Here is a 25,741-nt window from a genome sequence, read left to right on the forward strand (position 1 = left end):
GCGGCTTTGCTCTACACTCCCCCTCATGACCGCTTCAGCCACCTTGCCGATTGCCGGTGAATCCGTGCGCCCCGAATGGATTGACTACAACGGTCACATGAACGTGGCCTACTTCGTCCTTGCCTTCGATCACGCACTCGACCAGTTTCTCGATCAGCTCGACATCGGCGATGACTATCGCCGCCGCACCGGCCATTCGACCTACATACTGGAAACCCACGTGCACTATGTCCGTGAAGTGCATGAGGGAGCGCCTCTGGCGTTCCGCTTGCAGCTCCTCGATTTCGACGCCAGACGGCTCCATTACATGCTGGAAATGCGCCATGCGGACGCGGATTACATTGCCGCGACGTCGGAACAGTTGCTACTGCATGTCGATCAGTCCGGTCCGCGCGCCGCGCCGTTCCCGCCCCATGCCTACGAGCGGGTCGCCGCCCTCCATGAAATGCACCGCACTTTGCCCTGGCCCGAGCGCGCCGGGACGGTGATCGGCATCCGGCGACGCATGGCGGCCTCTCATGGGTGAAATCGTCGCGACAGCCCGCCCGCGGAACTCTCGATCGTCGCGCGGACGCAATCTCCTTGCCGGACTGGCGCTCGGGCTTGCCTTGCTGCCGGTCCTGTCGCTGCCCGCCAGCGCCGACTGCGCGGACGTTCCGGCGCCCGGCGTCGACTGGCGCCGCTGCCAGTTCTTCGGCAACGATTTCTCGGACCGAGATTTCACCGGGGCCAATTTCCAGAGCGCCAGTCTTTCGAATACCAATTTCGAGAATGCGCAGCTGGACGGGCTTGACGGCCGCCGGGTGCATTTCGTCGCCGCGAAGATGAGCGGGGCGAGCCTCGCCGGCGCCGACCTTCGGGATGCGGACTTCACCAGCGCCGATCTGAGTGGCGCCAGCCTGGCAAAGGCCGACATGCGGCGCGGCCGCTTCTACGGCACGGTATTCCGCAACGCCGACCTGACCGGCGCGCGCCTCGACAATGCCGACCTGCTCAACGCCGACCTGTCCGGCGCGACCTGGATCGACGGCAAGACGGTCTGCGACGAAGGATCGATCGGGCAGTGCAGGTTGAAACGCACCAAGGCGCCGGGTCCCGCCTAGGCGCGATAGTTCGCGACCCTCTGTTCGGCGCGGGGCGCGACGGTATCCAGAGGCATGTCTTCGGGATCGTGAGCGATCACGGGGTCACCTGGGCCGGCAGCCGCCGCGTCGTGGCTCGAGTCCGTCTTCGGCGGTTTCACGCGGAAGAACAGCGTCGCCTCCGTGCCCGTGCCGACCTCGCTCTCGATCGTCAATCGGCCGCCATGCAGTTCGATCAGCGAACGGACCAGCGGGACGCCGAGCCCGGTGCCCTCTTCCTTGCGGCTGAAGCCGCTGTCGACCTGCCCGAAGGGCTCGAAGACACGTTCCATCTGATCTGCGGCGATACCGATCCCGGTATCGCGGACGCAAACCGCGTATTCCTCGCCAACCGTTTCCGAGGTGACCACGACCTCGCCGCCCGGCTGGGTGAATTTCACCGCATTGCTGATCAGGTTGACCAGCATCTGCTTCACCGCCCGTGAATCGGCGGTGATCTGCGGCATCGCCGTCGGCATTTCCAGGCGCAGCTCTATGCCGCCGGATTCTGCATTCTGCGCGAGCAGACGTACCGCGGACTGGGCGATGCGGCGCAGGTCGATGGTTTCCAGGCTCAGTTCGAACCGGCCGGCCTCGATCTTCGACAGGTCGAGAATGTCGTTGATGACCTGCAGGAGGTGGCGGCCGCTGTCGGCGATGTCGAGGGAATATTCCTTGTAGCGCGGGTCGCTGTGGCTGCCGAAGAGCTCGTCCTTGAGTATATCGGAGAAGCCGATGATCGCGTTCAGGGGCGTGCGCAGCTCGTGGCTCATCAGCGCAAGGAACTCGGACTTCATCCGGTTGGCGCGCTCGGCGACACGCCTGGCCTCGATCGCCTCGGCCTCGCGGGCCTTCAGTTCGCTGATGCTGGTATGCACGCTGACGATGCCACCACTGCGGGTGCGCCGGTTGCTCGACTTGAGCCACTCGCCGCTCACGAGCTGCTGCTCGAAGGTCCCGACGGAAAGCGTGCGCAACTGCCGTCCCTCCGGGAAATAGCCGCGATACTTGGTATTCTTGATGATCGAGCGCCCTTCCTCGTCGAACAGCGCAAAGGCATCGGAACTGGATTCGATGGCGTCGACCAGGTTGGCCCTCGCCTCCGCCAGTCGATCGGCGAGGGTGGCGTTGTCCCGCTTGGTCCGGGCATGGTCGAGGAAGGAGGTGAACCCCACCCGGGCAAAGCTGATCATCGCGACCAGGTACATCGCTGCCATCAGCGCCATGATCAGCGACAGCTGGTCGAAATTGCCGATGAAACGGATGATCAGCGGGGTCAGCGCCGGCACCGAGAAGAACAGATAGGCGGCCGGAACGATGCTGAGCGCCGGGACCACGCCGGCGACGAGACCGCCGATCACGAAGGCCAGGAAGACCTCGTGAACGATCGAGTCGGTGGAAAAGAAGAAGAAGCCCGCCGCCCCCCAGAGGCTGCCCAGGAACAACGCGTAGGCCGCGGACGCGTCGACGACCCGGCGGCTGACCGAACGCGGCACCGGCCAGTTCCGCTTGCGATAGGATGCGTAGAACACGAAGGCCGACGGCACGGCCATGATCAGGACCCAGGCCAGGAGCGCCAGATTGGGCACGATGTCCCAGAGAACCGCGGCAGTCAGCATCGCGGTGGGGACGTTGAACGCGGTCATCACGGGCGCGTACTTGGTCATCTGGACGACCTGGCGTACGCGAACCTCGGCTTCCTGCCATTTTTCCTGTGTGCGACCGCCCGCCCATGAATCGGCGAGACGCGGCCAGATCAGGCCCAGCATTATGATATCTCGCCCTTGAAGCGCTTTTTCCCGCGATCTAGGCGTCGATCCTCGCCGATGGAGGTTAAGAGGCCTTTAAGATCCCCCGCCACCCGACCGCCGGTTGTGCACCCTGCCCGCGAGATTCAAGGGATAGTACCCGGCAGTCAGCCGATCAGGCCGCGCGCCCGAAGCTCGCTGTCCAGCGCCTTGGTCTGGGTCTCGACGGATATCGGCAGGTCGGAGGTGATCTCGAGCGCGCGGTCCTCGAAGACATCGGCATCGCCGATCCGGACCTTGTGCGCCTCGACCGCGCGATCACGTGCCACCAGCAGGATCTCGATCTGCGGCCGGAACAGGCGAAGCATGGCGGTCAGCCAGCGGTTGACCGGCCAGGACGGGTTGGCGTGATCGATCACGAAGCGGTCGAGCATCGCGATGACATCCTCCGCGCGATACCAGTTCTCGCCGGTCACCCAGCGGTTTGTCGTGAACAGCCCGATCGGGAACCCGAACTTGTCCATCGACACGGCGATCAGGTGAGACAGCCGTTCGTCCCCTTCGGGCCAGGGTTCAGTGCCCTCGTGCGGCACCGGCGACAGTCCCTTCGGCATACCCTTGACGCGGACGAAGGTGTGGAAATGGCCGTGCTCCACCTCGCTGCCGCGATGGGCATGGTAATAATACTGGGCATGCGAGTCGCTGTCGTAGATGTCGCCTTCGGGAAAGTGATTCCACTCGTAGAAGGTGCCCTGCCCCTTGAGCAACTCGCCGACGACGTTGAGGCCACCCTTCCGCAGCACGCGGTAGCACTCGATGATCTCGGCGGCCGCGCCATGCATGTGCTTGAGCCGGTCGCTGTCGAGCTCCGACAGAAGCTGGCTGATGATTGCTTCGTCGCTTGCCATGGTCTTGGCAAGGTAATCGGTCTTTCCGCTGTCTGGCAAACCGGCGGCATTCGTCATGACAATCGCTCTCCTAAGGTTCACGGACCAGCCGGAAGCCGATCAGAATATGCTTGATCTGGTCCGGACGGCCATGCCCGGCCGCCGCGCGGCAGACACCGCAACCCTTGTCGTCCCAGGAACCGCCCTTGACGACATGCCGGTGCGCGCCGGCAGGGGTCGCCGTCCATTCGAACACCTGCCCGGCGACGTCAAGCACGCCGTAGGGGCTTGCACCGGCCGGGAAGCTGCCGACCGGCATTGTATCGAACGGCCCGGCATCGTGACTGTTCAGCCGCGCCGGATCGAAGTCGTTCCCCCAGGGAAAATAGCGCCCGTCGTCGCCTCGCGCCGCCTTTTCCCACTCATCCGCCGTCGGCAATCGCCAGCGCTGGCCGGTTTCCCGGCTCAGCCAGTTCGCGTAGTCGGTCGCGTCGGCATGACTGACCAGAACGACCGGGTGGTCCTCCCGCCCCATCGGGGGCCGGCCGTCCCGCCAGGCGAAGCGGCGTGTTCGCGCATAGGGATGGACAAGGCCGTAATCCTGCCAGGTCGCCCGATCGACGTCCGGCGCGGGGTGCCCGGTCGCGGCGATGTACCGGCCATAGTCCGCGTTGCTGATCGGCGTCGCGGTGATGCGGAATGCCGGGAGCCGCACGGTGCGCCGTTCACCCTCCGATTCGTACCACCGTTGCTGCCTCGTCACGTCGTGACCGTAGCCCCGTTCGTCCAGCGCATAGGCAATTTCCCGTTCGGCCCGATCCGATCCGACAATGAACGTGCCGCCGGGAATGTCGCGAAGCGGCGGTTCCGGGACCGCCGCACGAAGGGGCGCGACCGCGAGCCACAATGCCGCGACGACAAGTCCCGTCCGCACCGACATTGCTTTCGAAGGGTACCTCATGGCCGGCAATATACGCCTCGCCCGTCGCCGCCGCGCCCCGCTCTCACGCGCTCGTGAGACGATTTGACCGGACGCCGCGCCCGCCGCCATGGCATGGATTCGGGGATGACGCCGTTCCCGCGATTGACCCGCCATAGTTGTTGCCCCTCATGCGTCATGCTGCCGCGTGTTCGGGCAACGGCTCCTGTGATATTGAAGCTGTTCGGAAAACCCGTTCTCGCTACCAGCCCAAGGAGTCCCTACGCGATGTTCCGTCCCAGCGTTTTCGTCGGCGCCCTCGCCGCCATGGTGTTTGTCGCCTCCGCCGCGCATGCCGAAGGCGATGCCGAGAAGGGCGAGAAGGTTTTCAAGAAGTGCAAGGCCTGCCACACGATCGAGGAAGGCGGCAAGAACAAGGTCGGTCCGAACCTGTTCAACGTCGTCGGACGGCATGCCGGCGCGCTCGAGGATTACAAGTATTCCGACGCGATGAAGGAATCCGGGCTGACCTGGGACGACCCGACGCTCCATACTTATCTCGAGAAGCCGAAGGACCTTGTGAAGGGCACGAAGATGTCCTTCCCGGGCCTCAAGAAGGAAAGCGACCGGGACAACGTGATCGCCTATCTGAAGTCCTTCTCGAAGTAACCGCCCGGCGCTCAGGCGCCGCCGAAAGCCTCGCGCATCGCGGCGGCCGTCCCGATCGGGCGGCCGATCGCGCGCGCCAGCGCCGCGCTGTGCGCGACCGGCACGCTGTTGTCGGCGGCGGTGCCGCCGTCCGGCAGCGTGACGTTGTTCTCGAAACCGACCCGGACATGGCCGCCCAGTGCCATCGCCGCCGCCATGCAGGCCTGCTCCTGTGGGCCGAAGGCGCAGACCGCCCACGGGTCGTCCTCTTCGTTCGCCTCCAGGAAGGGCAGCAGGACGCGCGGCGACGAGGCGCCCGCGGCGACATATCGGCCGAGTACGAACAGCAGGAAATGCCGCCCCGGCGGTACGACACCCGCCTTGCGCAAGGCCCGGAAGCGGATCACGTCAGCCGCATCATAGAGGATGAACTGCGGCATGATCGGCTGCCCCGCGAGCCAGTCGAAGAACTGCGCCGCCGCCCGCTCCTCGCCAGCCGGCGCGAGTTCCCGTAACGCCAGCGAAACCGCTTCGGGCCGGAGCTCGCGAACGAGCGCCATCTGCTCCGCCGCGCTGTAGCGGCCCACCGCTTCGGTCGTCGCCTGAATGACGAGGCCGTCGCCGACCCGCGCGCGCACCGCCTCGGTCGCCTCCCGGTAGCGCCCGACATCGAGGCTGTGCGCACCGTCGTCGTCGCGGACGTGGAGATGCAGCATAGCCGCGCCGGCCGCCGCCGCGGCCGCGGCGGTCTCGGCGATTTCGGCCGCGCTCATCGGCAGCGCCGGATGGTCGGACTTGGTCTTGCGCGCGCCGTTCGGTGCGACGGCAATGTAGAGCGGTTCAACCTCCGCGCCGGCCCTGTCCATCGATCGATCTCCTGCCGCCAATGATCTGCCGCACCAGCGTGGCGCGCTTTGACCAGACAATGCAAGAGGTCGAATTTGCTCTGGTAATCAGCCTCTTATCCGCTACCATCTGGCCGCGATGATGATCTGGCGGCGTTGGCAGCATTACCTGGTCCCTGCAATCATGCTGGCGTTGGCGCTGGGCGTGCGGCTGGACCAGCCGCAGCTTCTGGTGACGCTGCAGAACCGCATTTTCGATACCTACCAGCAGATCAAGCCGCGCTCCTACGAACCGGTGCCGGTGCGGATCGTCGATATCGACGACGAGAGCCTCAACGCTCTCGGGCAATGGCCTTGGCCGCGCAAGCAGGTCGCCGATCTCGTCGTTCGGCTGTTCAATGCCGGCGCGGCGACGGTCGTCTTCGATATCGTCTTCGCCGAGCCGGATCGCACCTCGCCGCGCGAGATCGTCAAGCTCTGGCCCGAGCTTCCGGCCTTCCAGGCGCTGAAGGACGACCTTTCGGGCTTGCCCGACAACGACGAGCTGCTGGCCGAGATCATCGCCCAGGCGCCGGTCGTGACCGGCTTCGCGCTGGTCGACGGCAACGTCAACCGCTACCCCCTCGGCACGCCGGAAAAATGGGGCGTGGCGATCGCGGGCGACGATCCGAAGGCGTTCCTGCCGTCCTATCGCGGCGCCCAGCCGTCGCTGGAGGTGCTGGAAAAGGCGGCAAGCGGCAACGGCAGCTTCAACATGGTGCCCGACCGGGACAACCTGGTGCGCCGGGTGCCGACTTTCGTCCGCATCGAGGACAGGCTCTATCCGTCCCTCGTGCTCGAGGCGCTGCGGGTCGCGCAGGGCGCCTCGACCTATATCCTGAAGGGTTCCGGGGCCAATCTGGAGGAATCCTTCGGCGAGCACACGGGCCTCAACCACGTCAAGGTGGGCCGGCTCGAGATCCCGACCGACGCGAACGGACAGATGTGGGTCCACTACACCCGACCGGTGCCCGAGCGCAGCGTGCCGGTCTGGAAATTCTACGCCGAGGAACTCGGCCGCCCTGACGAGACATTCGACCCGGCCCTGATCGAGGGCAACATCATCTTCATCGGCACCAGCGCGGCGGGCCTCAAGGATCTGCGCGCGACGCCGCTGGCCGCGGCGCTGCCCGGCACCGAGGTTCATGCCCAGGCGACCGAGCAGATCCTGCTCGACGACTTTCTCGAACGCCCCGACTGGGCCGACGGCGCCGAGCTCCTGTTCATCCTGCTGCTCGGAATCGCGCTGATCGTCGCCCTGCCCTATCTCGGCGCCGCCTGGTGCGCGGTGATCGGCGCAGCCGGCGCGGCAGGCGGAATCTTCTTCTCCTGGCAAATGTACGATCTCGCCCGGCTGCTGGTCGATCCGGTGGTCCCGGCGCTCTCGGTCCTGCTCGTCTACCTGGCCAGTTCGCTGCTCAATTTCCTCCGCTCCGAGCGCGAGAAGCGGCAGGTTCGTGGCGCCTTCTCGCAATATCTTTCGCCGGCCCTGGTCGAGCAGCTCGCCCGCCAGCCGGAACGGCTGCGCCTCGGCGGAGAAACCAAGGAAATGACCTTCCTGTTCTGCGACGTGCGTGGCTTCACCGCCATCTCCGAGCGGTTCAAGGGCAATCCGCAGGGCCTGACCTTCCTGATCAACCGTCTGCTGACGCCCCTGACCGCGCAGATCCTGCAGCGCGAGGGAACGATCGACAAATACATGGGCGACTGCATCATGGCGTTCTGGAACGCGCCGCTGGACGATGCGGAACATGCCCGGCACGCCTGCGTCTCGGCGCTGGCCATGATGGAGGCGATGCGCGTCCTGAACGCAGAGCGCGAGGAGGAGGCAAAGGCCGAGCAGGTGCCCTTCCTTCCTCTCAATGTGGGTATCGGCCTCAATACCGGTGCCTGCGTGGTCGGCAACATGGGGTCCGACCAGCGTTTCGACTATTCGGTGCTCGGCGACGCGGTCAACCTGGCCTCCCGCCTCGAGGGGCAGAGCAAGAACTACGGCGTCGATATCGTCGTCGGCGACAGCACCCGGCAACAGGCGTCGGATTTCGCGGTGCTGGAACTGGACCGTATCGCGGTCAAGGGAAAGAGCGAGGCGGAAACCATTCACTGTCTGCTCGGCGATTCCGGGCTCGCGGAAAGCGACGCCTTCCGGGCCCATGCCGAGCGGCACGAGGTGTTGCTCCCGACCTACCGCTCGCAGCAGTGGGCCGATGCCCGGCGCCTGCTGGACGAATGCCGCAAGCTCGATGCCGCCTGCACCGGGAAGCTTGCCGCGCTGTACGACATGTACGAGGCCCGGATCGACGATTACGAGAAGAACCCGCCGCCGGCCGACTGGGACGGCGTCTATGTCGCCACCAGCAAATGATGGCCAAGCTTCCTTAAGTCGATCGCGCTCCGCTCTCCTGCCCCGATCCGACCGATCCCGACCCATTCCCGACAACATCGGAAGATTATAGCCGTTGACTCGGGAATCAGCCCGAATCTATCATGAAGACAAGAAAATCAAGCCCTTATGGCGTTTCGGCGATTGCTGTAATGACCGGGGTGAATGCAGGGAGAGGGGTTTCGGTTCCGTAACGCAGGCAACTGAATATTGGAACGCTGCATGGCATTGTCGTGATATGCTGTGAAAGTGTATTTCGGTTTCATGCGTCTACTGCGCCACTATTGATCCTTCACGTGGTGTGGTCTGTCCCCCCGTCGCACAAGGCGGATCGGTGACGGACACGGCTCCTGATCGTTCGCGATGCCCGACACCGTGTCGCCGGGGATCCGGGGGCAGATACCTGTGGAGGATCGGAATGGAGCGCGAGCCAGGCCGACGGACGCCGAATTGGGGTCGAACCGGATTTCCCGACCGGGAGTTCCGCGTACCAAGGCATAAAGTTTGCCGCTCGTGCTGATCTGGGAGGCTGCTGTCGATGACGGTATTCATCGCCAAGAGATTCGGATTCATGATCCTGACGATGATCATCGTCTCGCTTCTCTTGTTCCTGCTGCTTGAATATTCGCCGGGCAGCGTCGCGACCAAGGTACTCGGCCCCTATTCGAGCGAGGAACAGCGCCAGCTCTGGCTCGAGGCGCACGGCTACATGCAGCCGATCTACGTCCGCTATTTCGACTGGCTGTTCAATTTCGCGACCGGCGATTTCGGTGAATCCGTTCGCTTCAAGGTTCCGGTCGCCGACGTCCTTTGGTCGCGGCTCGCCAATACCGCGATCCTCGGCGGCTTCGTCTTCGCCATCATGATCCCGCTGTCCCTGACGCTGGGCGTGCTGGCCGGCATGCGGGAAGGCTCGAAACTGGACCGCACCATCTCGGTGACCTCGATCGTCACCACGTCGCTCCCGGAATTCGCCTCGGCCGTGCTGCTGTCGGCGATCTTCGTCTTCGGGCTTGGGCTGCTGCCCGGCACCAGCGGCATGTCACGCGGCTGGAACATCCAGGAGATGATCCTGCCGACGATGGTCCTCGTGCTTTACGATTTCGGCTATGTCGCGCGCATGACACGGGCCTCGATGGCCGAGGTGATGACGACCCATTACATCCGGACCGCGATCCTCAAGGGCCTGCCCTACAAGACCGTGATCATGAAGCACGCGCTGCGCAATGCGATGATCGCCCCCTTCACGGTGATCATGCTGCAGATCAACTGGCTGCTCTCGGGCGTCATCGTCGTCGAGTATTTCTTCGCCTACAAGGGCTTCGGCGCCCTGCTCCTGGAGGCCTCGCTCAACCAGGATATCTTCATGATCGAAGCCTGCGCGATGATCGCCGTGTTCGTCGCGGTGGTGACGCAGACCCTGGCGGATATCGGGTACACCTACCTCAATCCGCGCATCCGGTTCAGCTAAGGGGCGTCCGCAATGGTTGATGAAACCCTCGACCCCGTCGCCAACCGCCGTGTCCCGTTCATCGTCACGGCGCTGAAGTCCTTCCTGCTGCTCCGCGAAAGCTGGGTCGGCATGATCGGCGCCGCCATCGTCATCTTCTGGGTACTCGTCGCGATCCTGGCGCCGCTGCTCGCGCCTTTCGACCCGCTGGCAACGCTGGCGCCGCTGCAGAAGCCGGGTGCGGTAGGCCCCGACGGCGCCATCTTCTGGCTCGGTACCGATCAGATCGGCCGCGATATCCTGTCGCGGATCATCTATGGCTGTCGCACGGTGCTGATCTATGCCCCGCTGGCGACCCTCTGCGCCTACACGGTCGGCATCCTGATGGGCCTGACCGCAGGCTACAAGGGAGGCGTCTGGGACGAGGTGCTGAGCCGGACCAGCGACATCATCCTCTCCTTCCCGGTGCTGGTTCTCTACGTCATCATCATCGCCACGATCGGCGCGTCGGGGACCAACATCATCATCGCCATCACCTTCGCGAGCGCGCCCGGGATCATGCGCATCGTGCGCGGCCTCACGCTCGACCTGCGAAACCGCGACTATGTCGCCGCCGCCCAGACCCGGGGCGAGCCGACGTGGCGGATCCTGCTCGTCGAGATCCTGCCGAACGCGCGCGGCCCGCTGATCGTCGATGCCTGCCTTCGTCTCGGCTATGTCACGATCACCATCGGCGTGCTCGGCTTCCTCGGTCTCGGCCTGCCGCCGCCAGATCCGGACTGGGGCAGCATGATCGCCGATACCCGGCAATTCGCCCTCGTCTTCCCGCATATGAGCCTGTTCCCCAGCATCGCGATTTCCTCGCTCGTGCTCGGACTGAACCTGCTGGCGGACGGCCTGCGTGAAATCAGCCTGCGTGACTAGGAGCTGACCCGATGAACGACGCGAGTGCTTCGACGGGAACCGGTACGAGGCCGATTCTCGACATCCGCGACCTTTGCATTTCCTACTTCACGCGGGCCGGCGAGATCCCCGCCGTGGTCGACTTCTCGCTCAAGCTGGCGCCCGGCGAAAGCGTCGGCCTGGTGGGCGAATCCGGCTGCGGGAAATCGACGGTGGCGATGGCGATCATGCGCTACCTCGGGACCAACGGCGGCATCGTCGGGGGCAGCATCGAATTCGACGGCCGCGACCTGACAACGATGGCGGAGGAAGACCTCCGGCGGATCCGGGGCTCCGAGATCGCCATGATCTACCAGGAGCCGATGGCGGCGCTCAATCCGTCGATGCGGATCGGCCGGCAGCTCATGGAAGTGCCGCTCTTTCACGAGAATGTCTCGGAGGCGGAAGCCGAGAAGCGCGCCATTGCCATGCTGGAGGACGTCAACCTGCCCGACGCGGAACGGGTGATGGAGGCCTATCCGCACCAGATATCCGGCGGCCAGCAGCAACGCGTGGTGATCGCGATGGCGCTGCTGTCCAATCCGAAGCTGCTGCTGCTCGACGAGCCGACGACCGCGCTCGATGTCACCGTCGAGGCCGGCATTGTCGAACTGATCGCCGACATCTCGAAGAAATTCGGCACCAGCATGCTCTACATCTCGCACAATCTCGGGCTGATCCTCGAGACATGCGACCGGGTCTGCGTGATGTATTCGGGCGAAGTGGTCGAGGAAGGCACCGTCAACGAGGTGTTCGACCGGATGCGGCATCCCTACACGCACGGCCTGTTCAACGCCATCCCGCTGCCGACGGCGGACAAGAATTCCCGGCCGCTTGTGGCGATCCGCGGGCAACTGCCGCTGCCGCACCAGCGCCCGCCCGGCTGTTTCTTCGGACCGCGCTGCGATTTCTTCGTCGAGGGGCGCTGCGATGCCCAGCCCATCCCGATGACGGGGATGACGTCGCCGACGCACCGCGTGCGCTGCATCCGCTGGGAGGAGATCGACTGGGACAATTACGCCCCCGACCGCAAGGAGAGAGAGCCCCATCCGCCGGGCGAGATCGTCCTCCAGGTCGAGGCGATGCGGAAATACTATCCGGTTCACGACGACTCGCTGCTCGCCATTTTCCGCGGCGACACGACCCGCCAGGTGAAGGCCAATGAATCGCTCAGCTTCTCGGCGCGCAAGCAAGAAACGGTTGCGATCGTCGGCGAATCCGGCTGCGGCAAATCGACCTTCGCCAAGGTCCTGACTGGGCTCGAGACGGCGACCGACGGCAAGATCATCTTCGGCAACACCGATATCGGCCAGATCGCCGTCGGCGACCGTACAGAGGGACAGCTGAGTTCGCTCCAGATGGTGTTCCAGAATCCGAACGACACGCTCAATCCGAGCCAGACGGTCGGCTCCCAGATCGCGCGCGTGATCCGGAAATTCGGCGTCGAGAGCGATCCGGACAAGATCCACGACCGGGTCATGCGGCTGCTCGACCTGGTCAAGCTGCCGCGCGACTTCGCCCTGCGGCGACCGCGCCAGCTGTCCGGCGGCCAGAAGCAGCGGATCGGCATTGCCCGCGCCTTCGCCGGCAATCCCTCGATGGTGATCGCCGACGAGCCGGTCTCCGCCCTCGACGTGTCGGTCCAGGCCGCGGTCACCGACCTGCTGATGGACATCCAGGAGGAATTCGGCACCACCCTGCTGTTCATCAGCCACGACCTGTCGGTGGTCCGCTACCTTGCCGACCGGATCGTCGTCATGTATCTCGGCCAGATCATGGAGCGGGGCTCGACCGACGAAGTCTTCAGCCCGCCCTATCATCCCTACACCGAGGCGCTGCTCTCGGCGGTGCCGATCGCCGACACCCGGGTCGAGAAGAAGCGGATCGTGCTCGAGGGCCAGTTGCCGAGCGTGCTCAATCCGCCGAAAGGCTGCCCCTTCCATACCCGTTGCCCGCGCAAGATCGGCGCGATCTGCGAGAACGAGCGGCCGCCGGTGCACGATGTCAGCGACCAGCACAAGATCGCCTGCCACATTCCGCTCGACGAGCTGAAGGCGGTCGAGCCGGTGTTCCGCCTGGCCAGCGACGCCCCGTCCGCGGCATGAGAGCGAGGCCGCGCGTACAACCGGGCTGATGTTCGCGATTTAACTACAAATTAACGCCCCGGCCTCGATAGTCGGACCGTCGATCCTGCGAAGCGAGAGGCGTCTCCAGTCGAGCCGCCGTGTTTCGCAGCACAGAGAAGCGGAAGGCGGGACGGCGTGAGCAGCAAGATCAGTGGTACCGAACAAGCACAGACAGGAGGGGCGGCATCCGGTAGCCGGTGGCGCCTTCTGGTCGTCGAAGACGGCGACATCGCTTCCCTCGTCGTTGAACAGTTGTCGCAACAGATCGCGATCGACAAGACCCGCGACATCGAGGTTGCGCGGAACGAGATCCTGAAGGGCGACTATGATTGCGCCGTCGTCGATGCTTCCCTGCCCGGCCTCAAGATCGGCGAATTCCTGTCGCTGACGGCTTGTGCGCGTCCGGCGACCCCGATCGTGGTCGTCGGCGGAGACGTCGAGAATCTCGACCTCGGCGCCGCCGAATATGTCAGCTCGACCGAAATCTCGACTCCCCGCCTCGGCAGTTCCGTCCGGAAGGCGATCACCAACGGCCGGAAGTTCCGCCGTCTGCACGAACTCGAGCGCAAGCTCGAGGTCGAGGGCTCGCAGGACAGCGTCACCGCGCTGCCGTCCCGCGTTCGCTTCCATGACCGGCTGGAAATGGAAGTCCGCAATGTCGAGGGCAGCGACAACCATCTCGCGCTCCTCGTTCTCGATCTGGACGGCTTCAAGGCATTCAACTACAGCCTCGGCTACGCGATCGGCGACCAGCTTCTGCAGGCCGTCGCCGAGCGGCTGAACCAGACCGCGCCCGACGCCAAACTGGTCGGCCGACTGGGCAACGACGAGTTCGGCATCCTGCTCGACCTTGCACCGAATTTCGCGTCACAGGTTGCCACCAAGTTCTCCAAGGCACTCCGCGTGCCGTTCGACTGCGCCGGCCACCAGGTCGAGATCAGCGCGACCTTCGGCATCGCCATGCAGGCCCCCGGCGACAACGCCACCGAGCTGCTGCACAAGGCGATGAACGCGCTCGACGGCGCCCAGCGGCGCGGGGTGCGTTTCCTCGTCTTCGACGAGGAGAACGAAGGCGAACGGCGGCTCCAGTTCGGCCTCGGCCGGGATCTGCCGAGCGCCATCGAAAGCGGCCAGATGCGGCTCTACTTCCAGCCGAAAATCAGCATGATCGACGGCAATGTGACCGGTGTCGAGGCTCTCGTCCGCTGGCAGCATCCGGAACATGGCCTCGTCTTCCCCGACAATTTCATTCCGCTCGCCGAGCGCTCCGGCGCCATCGAGCCGCTGACGCGCTGGGTGCTCGACGCCGCGCTCAAGCAGGCCAGTGCCTGGAGCGCGCTCGGCATCGACCTCGAGATTTCCGTCAACGTCTCGGCCCTGACGCTGCACAACCGCGACTTCCCCAACACGGTCCGGACGATGCTCGCCAACTGGTCGTTCCCGGCCAACCGGCTGACGCTCGAAATCACCGAGAGCGCCTTCATTTCCGACGTGCTGCGCGCCACCGATACGCTGACGCGGCTGCATGAACTGGGCGTGCGGATCTCGATCGACGATTTCGGAACGGGCTATTCCTCGCTGGCCTATATCCGCCGCCTGCCGATCGACGAGCTCAAGGTCGACAAGAGCTTCGTCATGCACATGCAGTCGGAACCCGACGATTCCGTGATCGTGCGGGTCCTGGTCCAGCTCGGCCGCAGCCTCGGCCTCAATGTCGTCGCCGAGGGCGTCGAGGATCGCGAGACCTGGTACATGCTCGCCGCGCTCGGCTGCAACTGCGCGCAGGGCTATTACATGGCCCGTCCGCTGGACGTCCCGAACTTCGAGAAATGGCTGCAATCCTCGGCCTGGGGCCTCGCCGGCCGCGCCGTCGCGCAAGCCAGCCTCGCCGAGTAGCGATCCCCATCACCTGAACGCGGATCCAGACGAGCCAGTCGCGAAAGCGCCTGTTCGGCTCACCACGTACGATTCGCGGCTCCGATGTCCGCCGTCCGGGGCCAGCGTTCCTCCTTCGCTCCAAGACGCGACGCCGGCGCAGCCGTTTGCCCGGACCGGACGGATGATGTAGAGGTGAATTGGACGCATCAAACGTCCTTTTCGTCTCTCCCGTAACGGACATTTCCACGAATGGCGATCAACGGCCCCGATGTCACGCTCGATCACCCGGCCTTCATCCATCCGAGTGCCGAGATCTTCGGCAAGGTCCATATCGGACGGGATGCCTCTGTCTGGCTGAACGTCGTGATCCGGGCCGAGAACCAGTCGGTCGAGATCGGCGAAGGCAGCAACGTCCAGGATTTCGTCATGATCCACGTCGGCGCCTCGACCGGAACCCGGATTGGCCGCCATTGCTCGATCGCGCACCATTCGACCGTCCATGGCTGCACGCTGGGTGACAACTGCCTGGTTGGCATCAATGTCACGATCATGGACGGCGCCGTGATCGGCAAGAACTGCGTCATCGGCGGCCATTCGCTGATCACGGAGAACACCGTCATCCCCGACAATTCCATCGTCATGGGCACACCCGGCCGGGTGGTGAAGACGCGCAACAGTTTCATGCAGACGCGCATGAATGCGCTTGCCTATGTCCGTAATGCCAAGGCATATGCGGCCGGTCGGTACCGCGAGTGGGACCAGCCCGAATTCGTCGCGGCGATGATGGCGGCACGGGCCGAATTCGAACGCGAGATGGCCGAGGCGGAATCCGCCATGGCCGAGCAGAACGCAACCTGAACGATTGAAACCAGGGGCCCTCGACGCGGCCCGGAAGAGGTCAACATGGACTCTCCCTACCTTCTCTTCCTCGGCGACGTGCCGGATCAGCTTTCGGCCAAGACGGCGGAAGGCGTCGTCCGCTGGCGGCCCGAACGGGTGCTGGGCCAGAACCGGATGGAGGGCTGCGGGGCCGATCTCGGGGTCGCCGACATCTCGATCCCCCATGCCGCCGCCAAGGGGGCGAAGACGATGATCGTCGGCGTCGCCAATTCCGGCGGCGTCCTGCCAGGACACTGGAGCCGCTCGATCGTCGAGGCGATGGAACTCGGCATGGACGTGGCGAGCGGCCTTCACATGCGCCTCGCCGACCAGCCCGAGATCGCCGAGGCGGCAGCCAGGACCGGCCGGAAGCTTTACGACGTCCGTCATCCGACGCGGCAGTTCCCCACCGGCAAGGGCACCAGGCGGACCGGCAAGCGCCTGCTGACCGTCGGCACCGACTGTTCGGTCGGCAAGATGTTCACCACGCTCGCGCTCGAGAAGGAAATGCGGAAGCGCGATTTCAAGGCCGATTTCCGCGCCACCGGCCAGACCGGGATCCTGATCACCGGCGAGGGCGTGTCGATCGACGCCGTGGTCGCCGACTTCATCTCGGGCGCCGTCGAATGGCTGTCGCCTGACAACGATCCGGATCACTGGGATCTGATCGAAGGCCAGGGGTCGCTCTTTCACCCCTCGTTCGCCGGTGTCAGCCTCGGCCTCCTGCACGGCGCCCAGGCCGACGTGCTGATCATGTGCCACGAGCCGACCCGGCCGCACATGCGCGGCATCCCGGGGCGCGCCCTGCCGTCGATCCAGACCTGCATCGATGCCAATCTGCAGGCAGCCCGCCTGACCAACAGCGCGGTCCAGTGTATCGGCATCGCCGTCAACACCTCCGGCCTCGACCCGGCGGCCGCCAGGGACTATCTCGCCGCCACCGAGGAGACGCATGGCCTGCCCTGCGTCGATCCGGCACGCGATGGCGTCGCCCGCCTGGTGGACCGCCTGTCGTGAACGACATCAGCCTCACGGTCAGGCAGGAGTCCTGGCCGATCCGGGGCGCCTTCCGGATCAGCCGCGGCGCCAAGACCGCGGCCGAGGTCGTCGTCGTCGAGGTCACCCGCGGCCCCTTCACCGGGCGCGGCGAATGCGTGCCCTACGCCCGCTACGGCGAAAGCCTGGACAGCGTGACCGGCGAGATCGAGCGCGTCCGCAAGACCATCGAGGGCGGCGTCAGCGCGGAACGGCTGCTCTCCCTGCTGCCGTCCGGCGCGGCGCGGAACGCCGTCGATTGCGCCCTCTGGGACCTTGCCGCCAAGGCGAGCGGACGCACCGTCGCGGACCTGCTGGGCGTGCCGGCCCCGGGCCCGCAGATCAGCGCCTACACGTTGAGCCTCGACAGCGCCGAGGCGATGGGCGCGGCGGCGAAGCTCCAGGCAGACCGGCCCCTGCTCAAGCTGAAGCTGGGTGGCGCCGGCGATGTCGAGCGGGTTGCCGCGGTCCGCGAGAACGCGCCGCGATCGCGCATCATCGTCGATGCGAACGAGGCCTGGACGCCTGCCATGATCGCCGATTTCGACGCCGACATGGCGCGCCTCGGCGTCGAGCTGATCGAGCAGCCCCTGCCCGCCGACAAGGACGAGGTGCTGGCCGATATCGAGCATTCGGTGCCGCTGTGCGCCGACGAGAGCTGCCATGACCTGTCGACGCTCGACGAGGTCGCGCCCCTATACGACTACATCAACGTGAAGCTCGACAAGACCGGCGGCCTGACCGAGGCGCTCCGCCTCGTCGGCGCGGCGCGCGATCTCGGCCTCGGCGTGATGGTCGGCTGCATGCTCGGCACCAGTCTCGCCATGGCGCCGGCGCTGCTGCTCGGCAGTTCCGCCCGCTATATCGACCTTGACGGGCCGCTGTTGCTCGACCGCGACCGCGAGCCGGGCCTGCGCTTCGAAGGCAGCGTCGTTCATCCACCGCAGCCGGCGCTCTGGGGCTGAACCCCCGGCAGCGATTCAGCACAAGGCGCGGGCCTCATGAGGATCACCGGCATGCTGGGCCTGGAACGGATCGCCGAGAAGAAGCGCAACACCGGCATCACCTTCGCCCGGCATGAACGGGGCAACGGCATCGGCCTGCTCGCCAACATCCATCTCGCGGCCGCCGTCGCGCCGGCGCCATTTATCGAGTATCCTTTCGATCCGCCCGAATGGACGGTCGAGCGCCGGGACCTCATCCTTGCCGGGCCGGTCGTCGCGGAACAGGGCTGAACCGTACTGTCCGAGCGCCCGGGCCTCGGATTCGAACTCGACGACGCGCATCTCGAAGCAACACGCATCCAGGGGACCATCCCCCGAACAGGATCACGGCATCATCGCCAGGAACATTAGGTCCGTCATGCCTGCCAGATCCGACCGGCTCGACCGGCCCCTCTGCACGCCCGGCAGGCCGGTCGCTGACGCGCCCGCGAAGCGGATCGTCGGATGGCGCGAATGGGTCCGGTTCCCGGAACTGTCGGACGTGATGATCAAGGCGAAATTCGACACCGGGGCGCGCACCTCGGCCCTACATGCCTGGGACATCACCCCTTTCGAGAAGGCGGGCGAACCGTGGATCGCCTTTCAGCTGCATCCTCTCCAGCGTAACGACGCCGAGCGTATCGACTGCCAGGCGCCGTTGCACGACCGCCGGGAAGTCGTCAATTCGGGCGGCGGTCGGGAACTGCGCTACGTGATCCTCACGACGCTTCGTCTCGGCGACGCGGCATGGCCGATCGAGGTGACGCTGACCAACCGGGACGAGATGGGCTTTCGCCTGCTCGTCGGGCGCACCGCCATGCACGGCCGTCTCGTCGTGGATCCCGACCGTTCCTACGTGCACGGCCGGCGACGGAAGAAAAAGAAGAAAACCAGGGCGGCCGCGGCCTTATCCCGCGGCGACGGAGGAGAAGCCCGATGAAGATCGTCATGCTGGCCCGCAACCCGGAGCTCTATTCGCATCGGCGTCTGGTCGAGGCGGCCGAGGCCCGCGGGCACGAGATCCGCATCCTCAATACCCTGATGTGCTACGTGAACATCACGTCGCATCGTCCGGCGGTCCATTATGGTGGCGAGAAGCTCGACGATTTCGACGCGGTGATCCCGCGGATCGGCGCCTCGATCACCTTCTACGGCGCCGCCGTGCTGCGCCAGTTCGAGATGATGGGCGTCTATCCCCTCAATGAATCGGTCTCGATCGTGCGCTCGCGCGACAAGCTCCGCTCGCTGCAACTGCTCGCCCGCAAGGGCCTCGGCCTTCCGGTCACCGGCTTCGCCCATTCGACGAAATATACCGACGAGCTGATCGAGATGGTCGGCGGCGCGCCCGTCGTCATCAAGCTTCTGGAAGGCACGCAGGGAATCGGCGTGGTGCTGGGCGAGACGCACAATTCCGCCAAGAGCGTGATCGAGGCGTTTCGCGGCGTGAAAGCCAATATCCTCGTGCAGGAATACATCAAGGAAGCGGGCGGCACCGACATCCGCATCTTCGTCATCGGCGACAAGGTCGTCGCCTCGATGAAGCGCCAGGGCGCCGAGGGCGAGTTCCGCTCCAACCTGCACCGGGGCGGCACCTCGTCGGCGGTGCGCATCACGCCGGAGGAGCGTTCGACCGCGGTCCGCGCGGTCAAGGCGCTTGGCCTCAACGTCGCCGGCGTCGACCTGCTGCGCTCGAACCACGGTCCCGTCATCATGGAGGTGAATTCAACACCGGGTCTGGAAGGGATAGAGAACGCGACCGGCAAGGATATCGCCGGACAGATCATCGAGTTCCTCGAAAGTAACGCGAAAAGCGGCAACACAAGAACAAGAGGTCAGGGATGAGAGAGCCATTCACGATTGGCGGCGCAACGATCGCCGCCGGCACCCGCGAGACCATCGATCTGCCACTCACCATGTTGTCCACCCATACGCCGATGACACTCCCGGTCCATGTCGTGCATGGCCGGCGAGAGGGGCCGGTGCTGTTCGTCTCGGCGGCGCTGCACGGCGACGAGATCAATGGCGTCGAGATCATCCGCCGCCTGCTGAAGGCGCCGCAGATGGCGCATCTCAAGGGCACCCTGATCGCGGCGCCGATCATCAATGTCTATGGCTTCATCAGCCATATCCGCTACCTGCCCGACCGTCGCGATCTCAACCGCTCGTTCCCCGGCGCCGCCGGCGGCTCGCTCGCGGGGCAGCTCGCCAACCTGTTCATGACCGAGATCGTCAGCCCCGCCAGTCTCGGGATCGATCTGCATACCGGGGCGATCCATCGTACGAACCTGCCGCAGATCCGCCTGTCGCCCGAGGACCAGGACCTCAAGCAGCTGGCGAAGGCATTCGGCGCGCCGGTCATCCTGCGCTCGCCCTTCCGCGAGGGATCGCTGCGGGCCGCGGCAATGGAAAAGAAGGTGCCGGTACTCGTTTACGAGGCAGGCGAGGCCCTCCGCTTCGACGAGCATTCGATCCGCGTCGGCGTTACCGGCGTGCTGCGCGTGATGAGCAAGATCGGCATGATCGCGCGGCTGCGCCGGCATGCCGCCCCGAAACCGGTCGTCGCCAAGTCGAGCTACTGGGTCCGGGCGCCCGCCAGCGGCATCGTACGGACCTTCGTCCGCATGGGAGCGGTGGTCCACGACGGCGAGCAGCTCGGCATCGTCAGCGACCCGTTCGGCGAGCAGGAAACCACGATCATTGCCCGCAATGAAGGTATCCTGGTCGGGCGCAGCAATCTGCCGGTGGTCAATCAGGGCGATGCGCTTTATCACATCGCGAGGCTCGAGCCGAACGTGGCCCGCGAGGATGCCGAGGAGTTGCTGGAGGATCATTTCAATTCCTTCGATCCGGACCGGGTATCCGCCACCTGAGGCTTGTATGAGAAGCGCCTTCCTGACCGGGGCGCGTGACGAATCCGGGGAGTTACCATGCCGTCGACGCTGATCAATCGCCGCGACCTCGCGTTCCAACTTTACGAGGTTCTCGGCATTGAAGCGCTCACCCGTCGCCCCCGCTACGCCGAGCACGGGCGGGACACCTTCGAGGCGGTGATCGACACCGCGGAGGCGATCGCCGAACGTCATTTCGCCCCGCACAATGCCGAACTCGACCGGAACGAGCCGACCTTCGACGGCGAACGGGTGCATATCATCCCGGAGGTCGGCGAGGCCTTGCGCCATTACATCGAGGCCGGCTTCATGGCGGCGGGCCATGACGAGGCGGCCGGCGGGATGCAGCTTCCCTACGTGGTCACCCAGGCCTGCGCGGCCTTCTTCCAGGCGGCCAACATCTCCACCGCCGCCTATCCGTTCCTCACCGGCGCGGCGGCCAACCTGCTGGACGCGTTCGGCAGCCCACAGCAGAAGGAGCGCTACATGACGCCGATGCTGGAGGGCCGCTATTTCGGAACGATGGCGCTGTCGGAACCGCAGGCCGGCTCGTCGCTTTCCGATATCCGGACCCGGGCCGAACCGCAGGACGACGGAACCTACCGGCTGTTCGGCAACAAGATGTGGATCTCTGGCGGCGAGCACGATCTCTCGGAGAACATCGTCCATCTGGTACTGGCGAAGATCCCCGGCGGGCCGGCCGGCGTGAAGGGGATCTCGCTGTTCATCGTGCCGAAGTACCTGGTCAACGACGACGGCACCAGGGGGCCGCGAAACGATGTCCGCCTGGCCGGCCTGAACCACAAGATGGGCTACCGCGGAACGACCAATACGCTGCTCAATTTCGGCGAGGAGGACGGCGCCCTGGGCTACCTGGTCGGCGAACCGCACCAGGGCCTGCGCTGCATGTTCCACATGATGAACGAGGCCCGCATCGGTGTTGGCCTGGGCGCGGTGATGCTGGGCTATGCCGGTTACCTCTACAGCCTCGAATACGCGCGGACGCGGCCCCAGGGACGGCATCCGGGCGACAAGGATCCGTCCACGCCTCAAGTCCGCCTGATCGAGCATGCCGACATCCGGCGCATGCTGCTCGCCCAGAAGGCGGCCGTCGAGGGCGGCCTGGGGCTCTGCCTGCTGTCGGCCCGCCTTGTCGACGACAAGGCGACGGCAGAGGATCCGGCCGAGCGCGAGGCGGCGGCGACATTGCTGGAGATCCTGACCCCGATCGCCAAGGCGTGGCCCAGCCAGTATTGCCTCGAGGCCAACGGCCACGCGATCCAGATCCTCGGCGGCTACGGCTATACCCGCGACTACCCGGTCGAGCAGTATTACCGCGACAATCGCCTGAACCCGATCCACGAGGGGACCAACGGTATCCAGGCGATCGACCTCCTGGGCCGCAAGGTGACGATGCAGGGCGGCGCAGCCTATCACCTGCTGCTCGAGCGGATCAACGCAACCGTCGACGCGGCGGCGGAACACACCGAACTCGCCGAGTATGCCGAGGGACTGGCCGCCGCCGGACGCCGGCTGGTCGAGACGACCCGCGTGCTGACCTCTGCGGCGGCGGAGGGAAAGGTCGCCCTGTCGCTGGCCAACGCGACCCACTATCTCGACCTGCTGGGACATATCGTGATCGCCTGGATCTGGCTCGATCAGGCAATCGCCGCGCTGCGCGGACTGGAAGCCGCACAAGGCACGGAAAGGGACTTCTACCTGGGCAAGCTCCGGACCTGCCGCTACTTCTTCCGTTTCGAACTACCGAGGACGGCAGCCTGGGCGACACTGCTGGGGAAACTGGACGACACCACCCTCGGGATGCCGGAAGCCGGTTTCTGATCGAATTGAAACCATAGACTGCATAATCCGCTACGCATTACATCTTTTGCTTGAAATTGTCCGACGGGCCGATAACCTCGGACCATGGCTCGCGAGGATCTCGAGAAACGCCTCGGCAAGACCGACGCGGAATGTCTCTGCGCCAACACCCGTCGGGCGGCGCGTGCCGTTACACGCTATTTCGACCATGTCCTGGACCCGAGCGGCCTGCGCGCGACGCAATTCACGCTGCTGCTCGGCATCCGGCTGAACCAGCCGGTCGGGATCACCCGGCTGGCCGAATACATGGTGATGGACCGGACCACCATGACCCGCAATCTCCGTCCTCTCGAGAAGGCCGGACTGATCAGCGTCGGCCGGGCAGGTGATCGGCGCCTGCGCGCGATCAGGCTGACCTCCGGCGGCGAAGAATCGCTGGAGGCCGCCCTGCCCGCCTGGTCCACGGCGCAGGCCGCGCTGGCCAAGGCGGTCGGCCATTACCGGAAGGATATCGTGGTCGGGAACCTGAAGGCGGTCGCCGACGCGGCGAGCCGGATCCTGGAGGCGGACCGGCAGCCGTCCGGCTAGCCCCGGCGCCGGCCCGACGCCACGTCAGGCGCTTCCGCCCGCCTCGCCCCGCCGGGAGAACCCGCCCAGGCCGAAATGCTGGCCAAGCAGCTTTCGCGCCGTCACCGAGGCACTGGCGATCGCCTCGACCAGTTCGGCAGCCTCGCCGTTCCACCCGGCCTGGCAGGCCCGTTCCAGTTCCGCGGCCAGCCACTGCACCTGCAGCACCCCGAAGTTGCCGGCGAGGCCCTTCAGGTCATGGGCGTCACGGGCGATCCGGTCGATATCCCGGTCCCTTGCCGCCCGCCCAAGCCGGTCGACGATGTCGCGGGCCGAGCTGTTGTAGGCGTTGAGCAGCTCGGTCAGTCGCTCCCTCGGCAGGGTTCGGGCCAGGGCGTCGAGATGGCGCGGTTCGAGCGGCGCCTCCGGCATCTGTCCGGGCGCGGCCGTCGATCCGTCCCGGGAGGGAGCCCGACCGCGTTGTCCGTCGGAGAGGAATCCGGCGACCAGCCGGAGAAAACCGTCCGGGTCGATCGGCTTCGAGACATGGTCGTTCATGCCCGCCTTGAGGCAGGCGGCTCGGTCACTCGCCATCGCATTGGCGGTCATGGCGACGATCGGAACCGTCGCCGACGGCGTGCCGAGCGCGCGGATCTCGCGGGTCGCCCGGAGACCGTCCATGATCGGCATCTGGACGTCCATCAGGATCAGGTCGAAACTCTCCGACCGCGCCGCCGCCACGGCCGCCGCACCGTCGGCGACGGTCACCACGTCATGGCCATCCGCTTGAAGCAGCGTGGTGGCAAGCAGGCGGTTGGTCTCGTTGTCCTCGGCAAGCAGAATGCGCCCCCGTGCCATGCTTGCCGCAGCCGGCCTGGCCGGAACACTGCTGACGGCAGGCGCCGGCGGCACGGTTGTCGGCGGCTCGGTTGTCGGCGGCGATGCCGTCTCGACCGCGACCGGTTCCGCGGCGGCACCGGCGATCGTCCGGGCAAGGCAGCCGATCAACTCCCGATGACGGACCGGCTTGGTCAGATAGGCATCGATCCTGGCGTCAAGCGCCGGATCGGGCCGCATCGACATGTCGATCGAGGAGGCCATCACCACCCTCGGTTGGCGCAGGGCGACATTCCGGCGGATCTGCGCGGCAACCTCCTGGCCGGAGTAATCCGGCATCATGTGATCCATCAGGACCAGGTCGAAGGGACGGCCCTGCGCCTCGGCATTGTACAGAGCCGCCATGCAGCCGGTCGCGCCGGCGGCGACCTCGACCTCGGCGCCTTCGGCCTCGAGCTGACATTTGAAGATCGTCCTGTTGAGCTCGATATCGTCGACCACAAGGATGCGAGCGCCGTCGATTCCGCGATCCGGACTGACGGCCGGGGCCGCCGCCTCGTGGGCAGCGCCGAACTCGGCCTCGAACCAGAAGGTGCTGCCGCCGCCGTCGCGGTTCCCGGCGCCGATCGTCCCGCCCATCAGGTCGACCAGTTGCCGGCAGATCGACAGGCCGAGCCCGGTGCCGCCATAGCGTCGGGTGACCGAGCCGTCGGCCTGCTGGAACTTCTGGAACAGCTTGCCCATGGCCTCGTCGCTGAGGCCGATACCGGTATCGTTGACCTCGACCCGGACGCGGGTGCGGTCCGGCGCGGCCGCGGTCGAGGTGACCGAGACGGAAACGATGCCGGTCTCGGTGAATTTCTCGGCGTTCGAGACCAGGTTGAGGATGATCTGCCGGAAACGGACCGGGTCGCCGCGCAACTGTCGCCGCGCGCCCTCGTCGATGAAGGAATTCATCTCGACGCCCTTCTCGGCCGCGCGCGGGGCCAGAAGCTCGACAACATCCTCGACGATATCGGCGATGTTGAAATCGATCTCCTCGAGTTCCATTCGCCCCGCCTCGAGCTTGGAGATGTCGAGGATGTCATTGATGATGGCGAGCAGCGCATCGGCCGAGCTGGAGACCGCTTCCGCGAATTTCCGCTGCTCGGGCGTGAGCTCGCTGCGGAGCAGCAGTGCGTTCATGCCGATGATGCCGTTCATCGGCGTACGGATCTCATGGCTCATGTTGGCGAGGAATTCGGACTTGGCGCGGTTCGCCGCCTCGGACTGGATACGCGCGAGCTTGAGTTCGCCTTCCTTGCGCCGCAACTCGGTGATATCGCTCGAGATGGCGACCTTCCGGCCGCCCCCCATCGTCCGGTAGACGGTCCTGACCACGCGCCCGTCATCGGCGCGAAGGTCGGTCGGCTGTCCGGAATAGAGCCGTTCGAGCAGACGCTCGCTGGTTTCCCGCCAGACCGTTTCGTCGCCGTCGGGCAGTGCCTGCCGCACGCTGTCGTACATCCCGGCGCGAATGCCGAGACCGCGTTCGAAGGCGTCGAATGCGATCCCGTGATCGCGCCGTGACGGCGCATTGGAATAGATGAGTTTTTCCTCGGCGTCGAAGATCGCGAAGCCTTCAGACAAGGCGTTCACGGCCTCTTCGATAAGCGTTGGCAAATCCGGCATGTCGGTTTCGCCGGGCAATAGATCCGTCATTGCGTAAGACATTTTTGCTCTTTCCCCCACTGGCCAGACGGTGA

At 65.6% G+C, this 25,741-nt stretch carries 22 protein-coding genes; 17 read left to right on the forward strand and 5 right to left on the reverse strand.

The annotated features are described in order from the left end of the window. Window positions 1-25 precede the first annotated feature (25 nt). Entirely contained in the window at window positions 26-526 is a 501-nt protein-coding gene (locus OCH7691_RS16170) for a thioesterase family protein (RefSeq protein ID WP_085884627.1), read from the forward strand. Next, window positions 519-1,103, forward strand: coding sequence for a pentapeptide repeat-containing protein (locus tag OCH7691_RS16175; protein WP_085884628.1), 585 nt, complete (start codon window positions 519-521; stop codon window positions 1,101-1,103). Before OCH7691_RS16170 ends, OCH7691_RS16175 begins: the two co-directional genes overlap by 8 nt. On the opposite strand, the gene OCH7691_RS16180 is transcribed toward OCH7691_RS16175, so the two are convergent. The 3 genes from OCH7691_RS16180 to OCH7691_RS16190 form a co-directional block, all read right to left on the reverse strand. Beyond that, a complete protein-coding gene (locus tag OCH7691_RS16180; RefSeq protein ID WP_085884629.1) occupies window positions 1,100-2,890 on the reverse strand; it encodes a sensor histidine kinase in 1,791 nt (596 codons plus the stop codon). The two genes, OCH7691_RS16175 and OCH7691_RS16180, sit on opposite strands and share 4 nt — an antisense overlap. Window positions 2,891-3,036: 146 nt before the next feature. After that, window positions 3,037-3,834, reverse strand: a complete 798-nt coding sequence (locus OCH7691_RS16185) for a DUF6969 family protein (protein ID WP_217808093.1) — start codon at window positions 3,832-3,834, stop codon at window positions 3,037-3,039. A 13-nt stretch (window positions 3,835-3,847) separates the two neighbouring features. Then, window positions 3,848-4,690, reverse strand: a complete 843-nt coding sequence (locus OCH7691_RS16190; protein ID WP_217808094.1) for a formylglycine-generating enzyme family protein — start codon at window positions 4,688-4,690, stop codon at window positions 3,848-3,850. A gap of 273 nt (window positions 4,691-4,963) precedes the next feature. Between OCH7691_RS16190 and OCH7691_RS16195 the strand changes: the two genes are divergently transcribed. Further along, a complete protein-coding gene (locus OCH7691_RS16195) occupies window positions 4,964-5,344 on the forward strand; it encodes a c-type cytochrome (RefSeq protein ID WP_085884631.1) in 381 nt (126 codons plus the stop codon). An 11-nt stretch (window positions 5,345-5,355) separates the two neighbouring features. Here OCH7691_RS16195 and OCH7691_RS16200 read toward each other — a convergent pair whose 3' ends face one another. After that, window positions 5,356-6,189 (reverse strand): beta-keto acid cleavage family enzyme, encoded by an 834-nt coding sequence (locus OCH7691_RS16200; protein WP_085884632.1) that lies wholly within the window; start codon window positions 6,187-6,189, stop codon window positions 5,356-5,358. Window positions 6,190-6,310: 121 nt separating this feature from the next. Between OCH7691_RS16200 and OCH7691_RS16205 the strand changes: the two genes are divergently transcribed. From OCH7691_RS16205 to OCH7691_RS16270, 14 genes are all read left to right on the forward strand, one after another. Next, window positions 6,311-8,572 (forward strand): CHASE2 domain-containing protein, encoded by a 2,262-nt coding sequence (locus OCH7691_RS16205; protein WP_085885135.1) that lies wholly within the window; start codon window positions 6,311-6,313, stop codon window positions 8,570-8,572. Between the two features lie 556 nt (window positions 8,573-9,128). Next, window positions 9,129-10,061, forward strand: coding sequence for an ABC transporter permease (locus OCH7691_RS16210; protein ID WP_085884633.1), 933 nt, complete (start codon window positions 9,129-9,131; stop codon window positions 10,059-10,061). Between the two features lie 12 nt (window positions 10,062-10,073). Then, window positions 10,074-10,964 carry an ABC transporter permease gene (locus tag OCH7691_RS16215; protein WP_085884634.1) on the forward strand — a complete coding sequence of 297 codons (891 nt, stop codon included), beginning with the start codon at window positions 10,074-10,076 and terminating at the stop codon, window positions 10,962-10,964. Between the two features lie 11 nt (window positions 10,965-10,975). After that, window positions 10,976-13,087 carry a dipeptide ABC transporter ATP-binding protein gene (locus OCH7691_RS16220; protein ID WP_085884635.1) on the forward strand — a complete coding sequence of 704 codons (2,112 nt, stop codon included), beginning with the start codon at window positions 10,976-10,978 and terminating at the stop codon, window positions 13,085-13,087. Between the two features lie 273 nt (window positions 13,088-13,360). After that, complete coding sequence (locus OCH7691_RS16225) at window positions 13,361-15,004, forward strand: putative bifunctional diguanylate cyclase/phosphodiesterase (RefSeq protein ID WP_176245108.1); 1,644 nt, start codon at window positions 13,361-13,363, stop codon at window positions 15,002-15,004. 231 nt (window positions 15,005-15,235) lie between these two features. Next, window positions 15,236-15,844 (forward strand): gamma carbonic anhydrase family protein, encoded by a 609-nt coding sequence (locus tag OCH7691_RS16230; RefSeq protein ID WP_085884637.1) that lies wholly within the window; start codon window positions 15,236-15,238, stop codon window positions 15,842-15,844. A 45-nt stretch (window positions 15,845-15,889) separates the two neighbouring features. Further along, window positions 15,890-16,882, forward strand: a complete 993-nt coding sequence (dgcN, locus tag OCH7691_RS16235) for an N-acetyltransferase DgcN (RefSeq protein ID WP_085884638.1) — start codon at window positions 15,890-15,892, stop codon at window positions 16,880-16,882. Then, the gene (dgcA, locus tag OCH7691_RS16240; RefSeq protein ID WP_085884639.1) at window positions 16,879-17,865 is read left to right on the forward strand and encodes an N-acetyl-D-Glu racemase DgcA; all 987 of its coding nucleotides are present in this window, start codon (window positions 16,879-16,881) and stop codon (window positions 17,863-17,865) included. The genes dgcN and dgcA overlap by 4 nt, the downstream gene beginning before the upstream one ends. Window positions 17,866-17,901: 36 nt before the next feature. Beyond that, the gene (locus OCH7691_RS16245) at window positions 17,902-18,135 is read left to right on the forward strand and encodes an enolase-like domain-containing protein (RefSeq protein ID WP_085884640.1); all 234 of its coding nucleotides are present in this window, start codon (window positions 17,902-17,904) and stop codon (window positions 18,133-18,135) included. Between the two features lie 127 nt (window positions 18,136-18,262). After that, window positions 18,263-18,823 (forward strand): ATP-dependent zinc protease family protein, encoded by a 561-nt coding sequence (locus tag OCH7691_RS16250; RefSeq protein ID WP_085884641.1) that lies wholly within the window; start codon window positions 18,263-18,265, stop codon window positions 18,821-18,823. Then, window positions 18,820-19,725: a 30S ribosomal protein S6--L-glutamate ligase gene (rimK, locus tag OCH7691_RS16255; RefSeq protein WP_085884642.1), complete on the forward strand. Its 906-nt coding sequence runs from the start codon at window positions 18,820-18,822 to the stop codon at window positions 19,723-19,725. The genes OCH7691_RS16250 and rimK overlap by 4 nt, the downstream gene beginning before the upstream one ends. Then, window positions 19,722-20,753: a succinylglutamate desuccinylase/aspartoacylase family protein gene (locus OCH7691_RS16260; RefSeq protein ID WP_085884643.1), complete on the forward strand. Its 1,032-nt coding sequence runs from the start codon at window positions 19,722-19,724 to the stop codon at window positions 20,751-20,753. The genes rimK and OCH7691_RS16260 overlap by 4 nt, the downstream gene beginning before the upstream one ends. Before the next feature lie 57 nt (window positions 20,754-20,810). Continuing rightward, window positions 20,811-22,613, forward strand: a complete 1,803-nt coding sequence (locus tag OCH7691_RS16265; RefSeq protein ID WP_085884644.1) for an acyl-CoA dehydrogenase — start codon at window positions 20,811-20,813, stop codon at window positions 22,611-22,613. A gap of 84 nt (window positions 22,614-22,697) precedes the next feature. Then, entirely contained in the window at window positions 22,698-23,180 is a 483-nt protein-coding gene (locus OCH7691_RS16270) for a MarR family winged helix-turn-helix transcriptional regulator (RefSeq protein WP_085884645.1), read from the forward strand. 24 nt (window positions 23,181-23,204) lie between these two features. Here OCH7691_RS16270 and OCH7691_RS16275 read toward each other — a convergent pair whose 3' ends face one another. After that, window positions 23,205-25,667: a response regulator gene (locus tag OCH7691_RS16275; protein ID WP_176245109.1), complete on the reverse strand. Its 2,463-nt coding sequence runs from the start codon at window positions 25,665-25,667 to the stop codon at window positions 23,205-23,207. Window positions 25,668-25,741: the final 74 nt, after the last annotated feature.

This window comes from Oceanibacterium hippocampi, from assembly GCF_900172325.1.
Lineage (GTDB): Bacteria > Pseudomonadota > Alphaproteobacteria > Sneathiellales > Sneathiellaceae > Oceanibacterium > Oceanibacterium hippocampi.

Coding starts and splice junctions, on each gene's coding strand:
- OCH7691_RS16170 (WP_085884627.1), top strand. CDS start 26: ATGACCGCTTCAGCCACCTTGCCGATTGCCGGTGAATCCGTGCGCCCC.
- OCH7691_RS16175 (WP_085884628.1), top strand. CDS start 519: ATGGGTGAAATCGTCGCGACAGCCCGCCCGCGGAACTCTCGATCGTCG.
- OCH7691_RS16180 (WP_085884629.1), bottom strand. CDS start 2,890: ATGCTGGGCCTGATCTGGCCGCGTCTCGCCGATTCATGGGCGGGCGGT.
- OCH7691_RS16185 (WP_217808093.1), bottom strand. CDS start 3,834: ATGACGAATGCCGCCGGTTTGCCAGACAGCGGAAAGACCGATTACCTT.
- OCH7691_RS16195 (WP_085884631.1), top strand. CDS start 4,964: ATGTTCCGTCCCAGCGTTTTCGTCGGCGCCCTCGCCGCCATGGTGTTT.
- OCH7691_RS16200 (WP_085884632.1), bottom strand. CDS start 6,189: ATGGACAGGGCCGGCGCGGAGGTTGAACCGCTCTACATTGCCGTCGCA.
- OCH7691_RS16205 (WP_085885135.1), top strand. CDS start 6,311: ATGATCTGGCGGCGTTGGCAGCATTACCTGGTCCCTGCAATCATGCTG.
- OCH7691_RS16210 (WP_085884633.1), top strand. CDS start 9,129: ATGACGGTATTCATCGCCAAGAGATTCGGATTCATGATCCTGACGATG.
- OCH7691_RS16215 (WP_085884634.1), top strand. CDS start 10,074: ATGGTTGATGAAACCCTCGACCCCGTCGCCAACCGCCGTGTCCCGTTC.
- OCH7691_RS16220 (WP_085884635.1), top strand. CDS start 10,976: ATGAACGACGCGAGTGCTTCGACGGGAACCGGTACGAGGCCGATTCTC.
- OCH7691_RS16230 (WP_085884637.1), top strand. CDS start 15,236: ATGGCGATCAACGGCCCCGATGTCACGCTCGATCACCCGGCCTTCATC.
- dgcN (WP_085884638.1), top strand. CDS start 15,890: ATGGACTCTCCCTACCTTCTCTTCCTCGGCGACGTGCCGGATCAGCTT.
- OCH7691_RS16245 (WP_085884640.1), top strand. CDS start 17,902: ATGAGGATCACCGGCATGCTGGGCCTGGAACGGATCGCCGAGAAGAAG.
- OCH7691_RS16250 (WP_085884641.1), top strand. CDS start 18,263: ATGCCTGCCAGATCCGACCGGCTCGACCGGCCCCTCTGCACGCCCGGC.
- rimK (WP_085884642.1), top strand. CDS start 18,820: ATGAAGATCGTCATGCTGGCCCGCAACCCGGAGCTCTATTCGCATCGG.
- OCH7691_RS16260 (WP_085884643.1), top strand. CDS start 19,722: ATGAGAGAGCCATTCACGATTGGCGGCGCAACGATCGCCGCCGGCACC.
- OCH7691_RS16265 (WP_085884644.1), top strand. CDS start 20,811: ATGCCGTCGACGCTGATCAATCGCCGCGACCTCGCGTTCCAACTTTAC.
- OCH7691_RS16270 (WP_085884645.1), top strand. CDS start 22,698: ATGGCTCGCGAGGATCTCGAGAAACGCCTCGGCAAGACCGACGCGGAA.
- OCH7691_RS16275 (WP_176245109.1), bottom strand. CDS start 25,667: ATGCCGGATTTGCCAACGCTTATCGAAGAGGCCGTGAACGCCTTGTCT.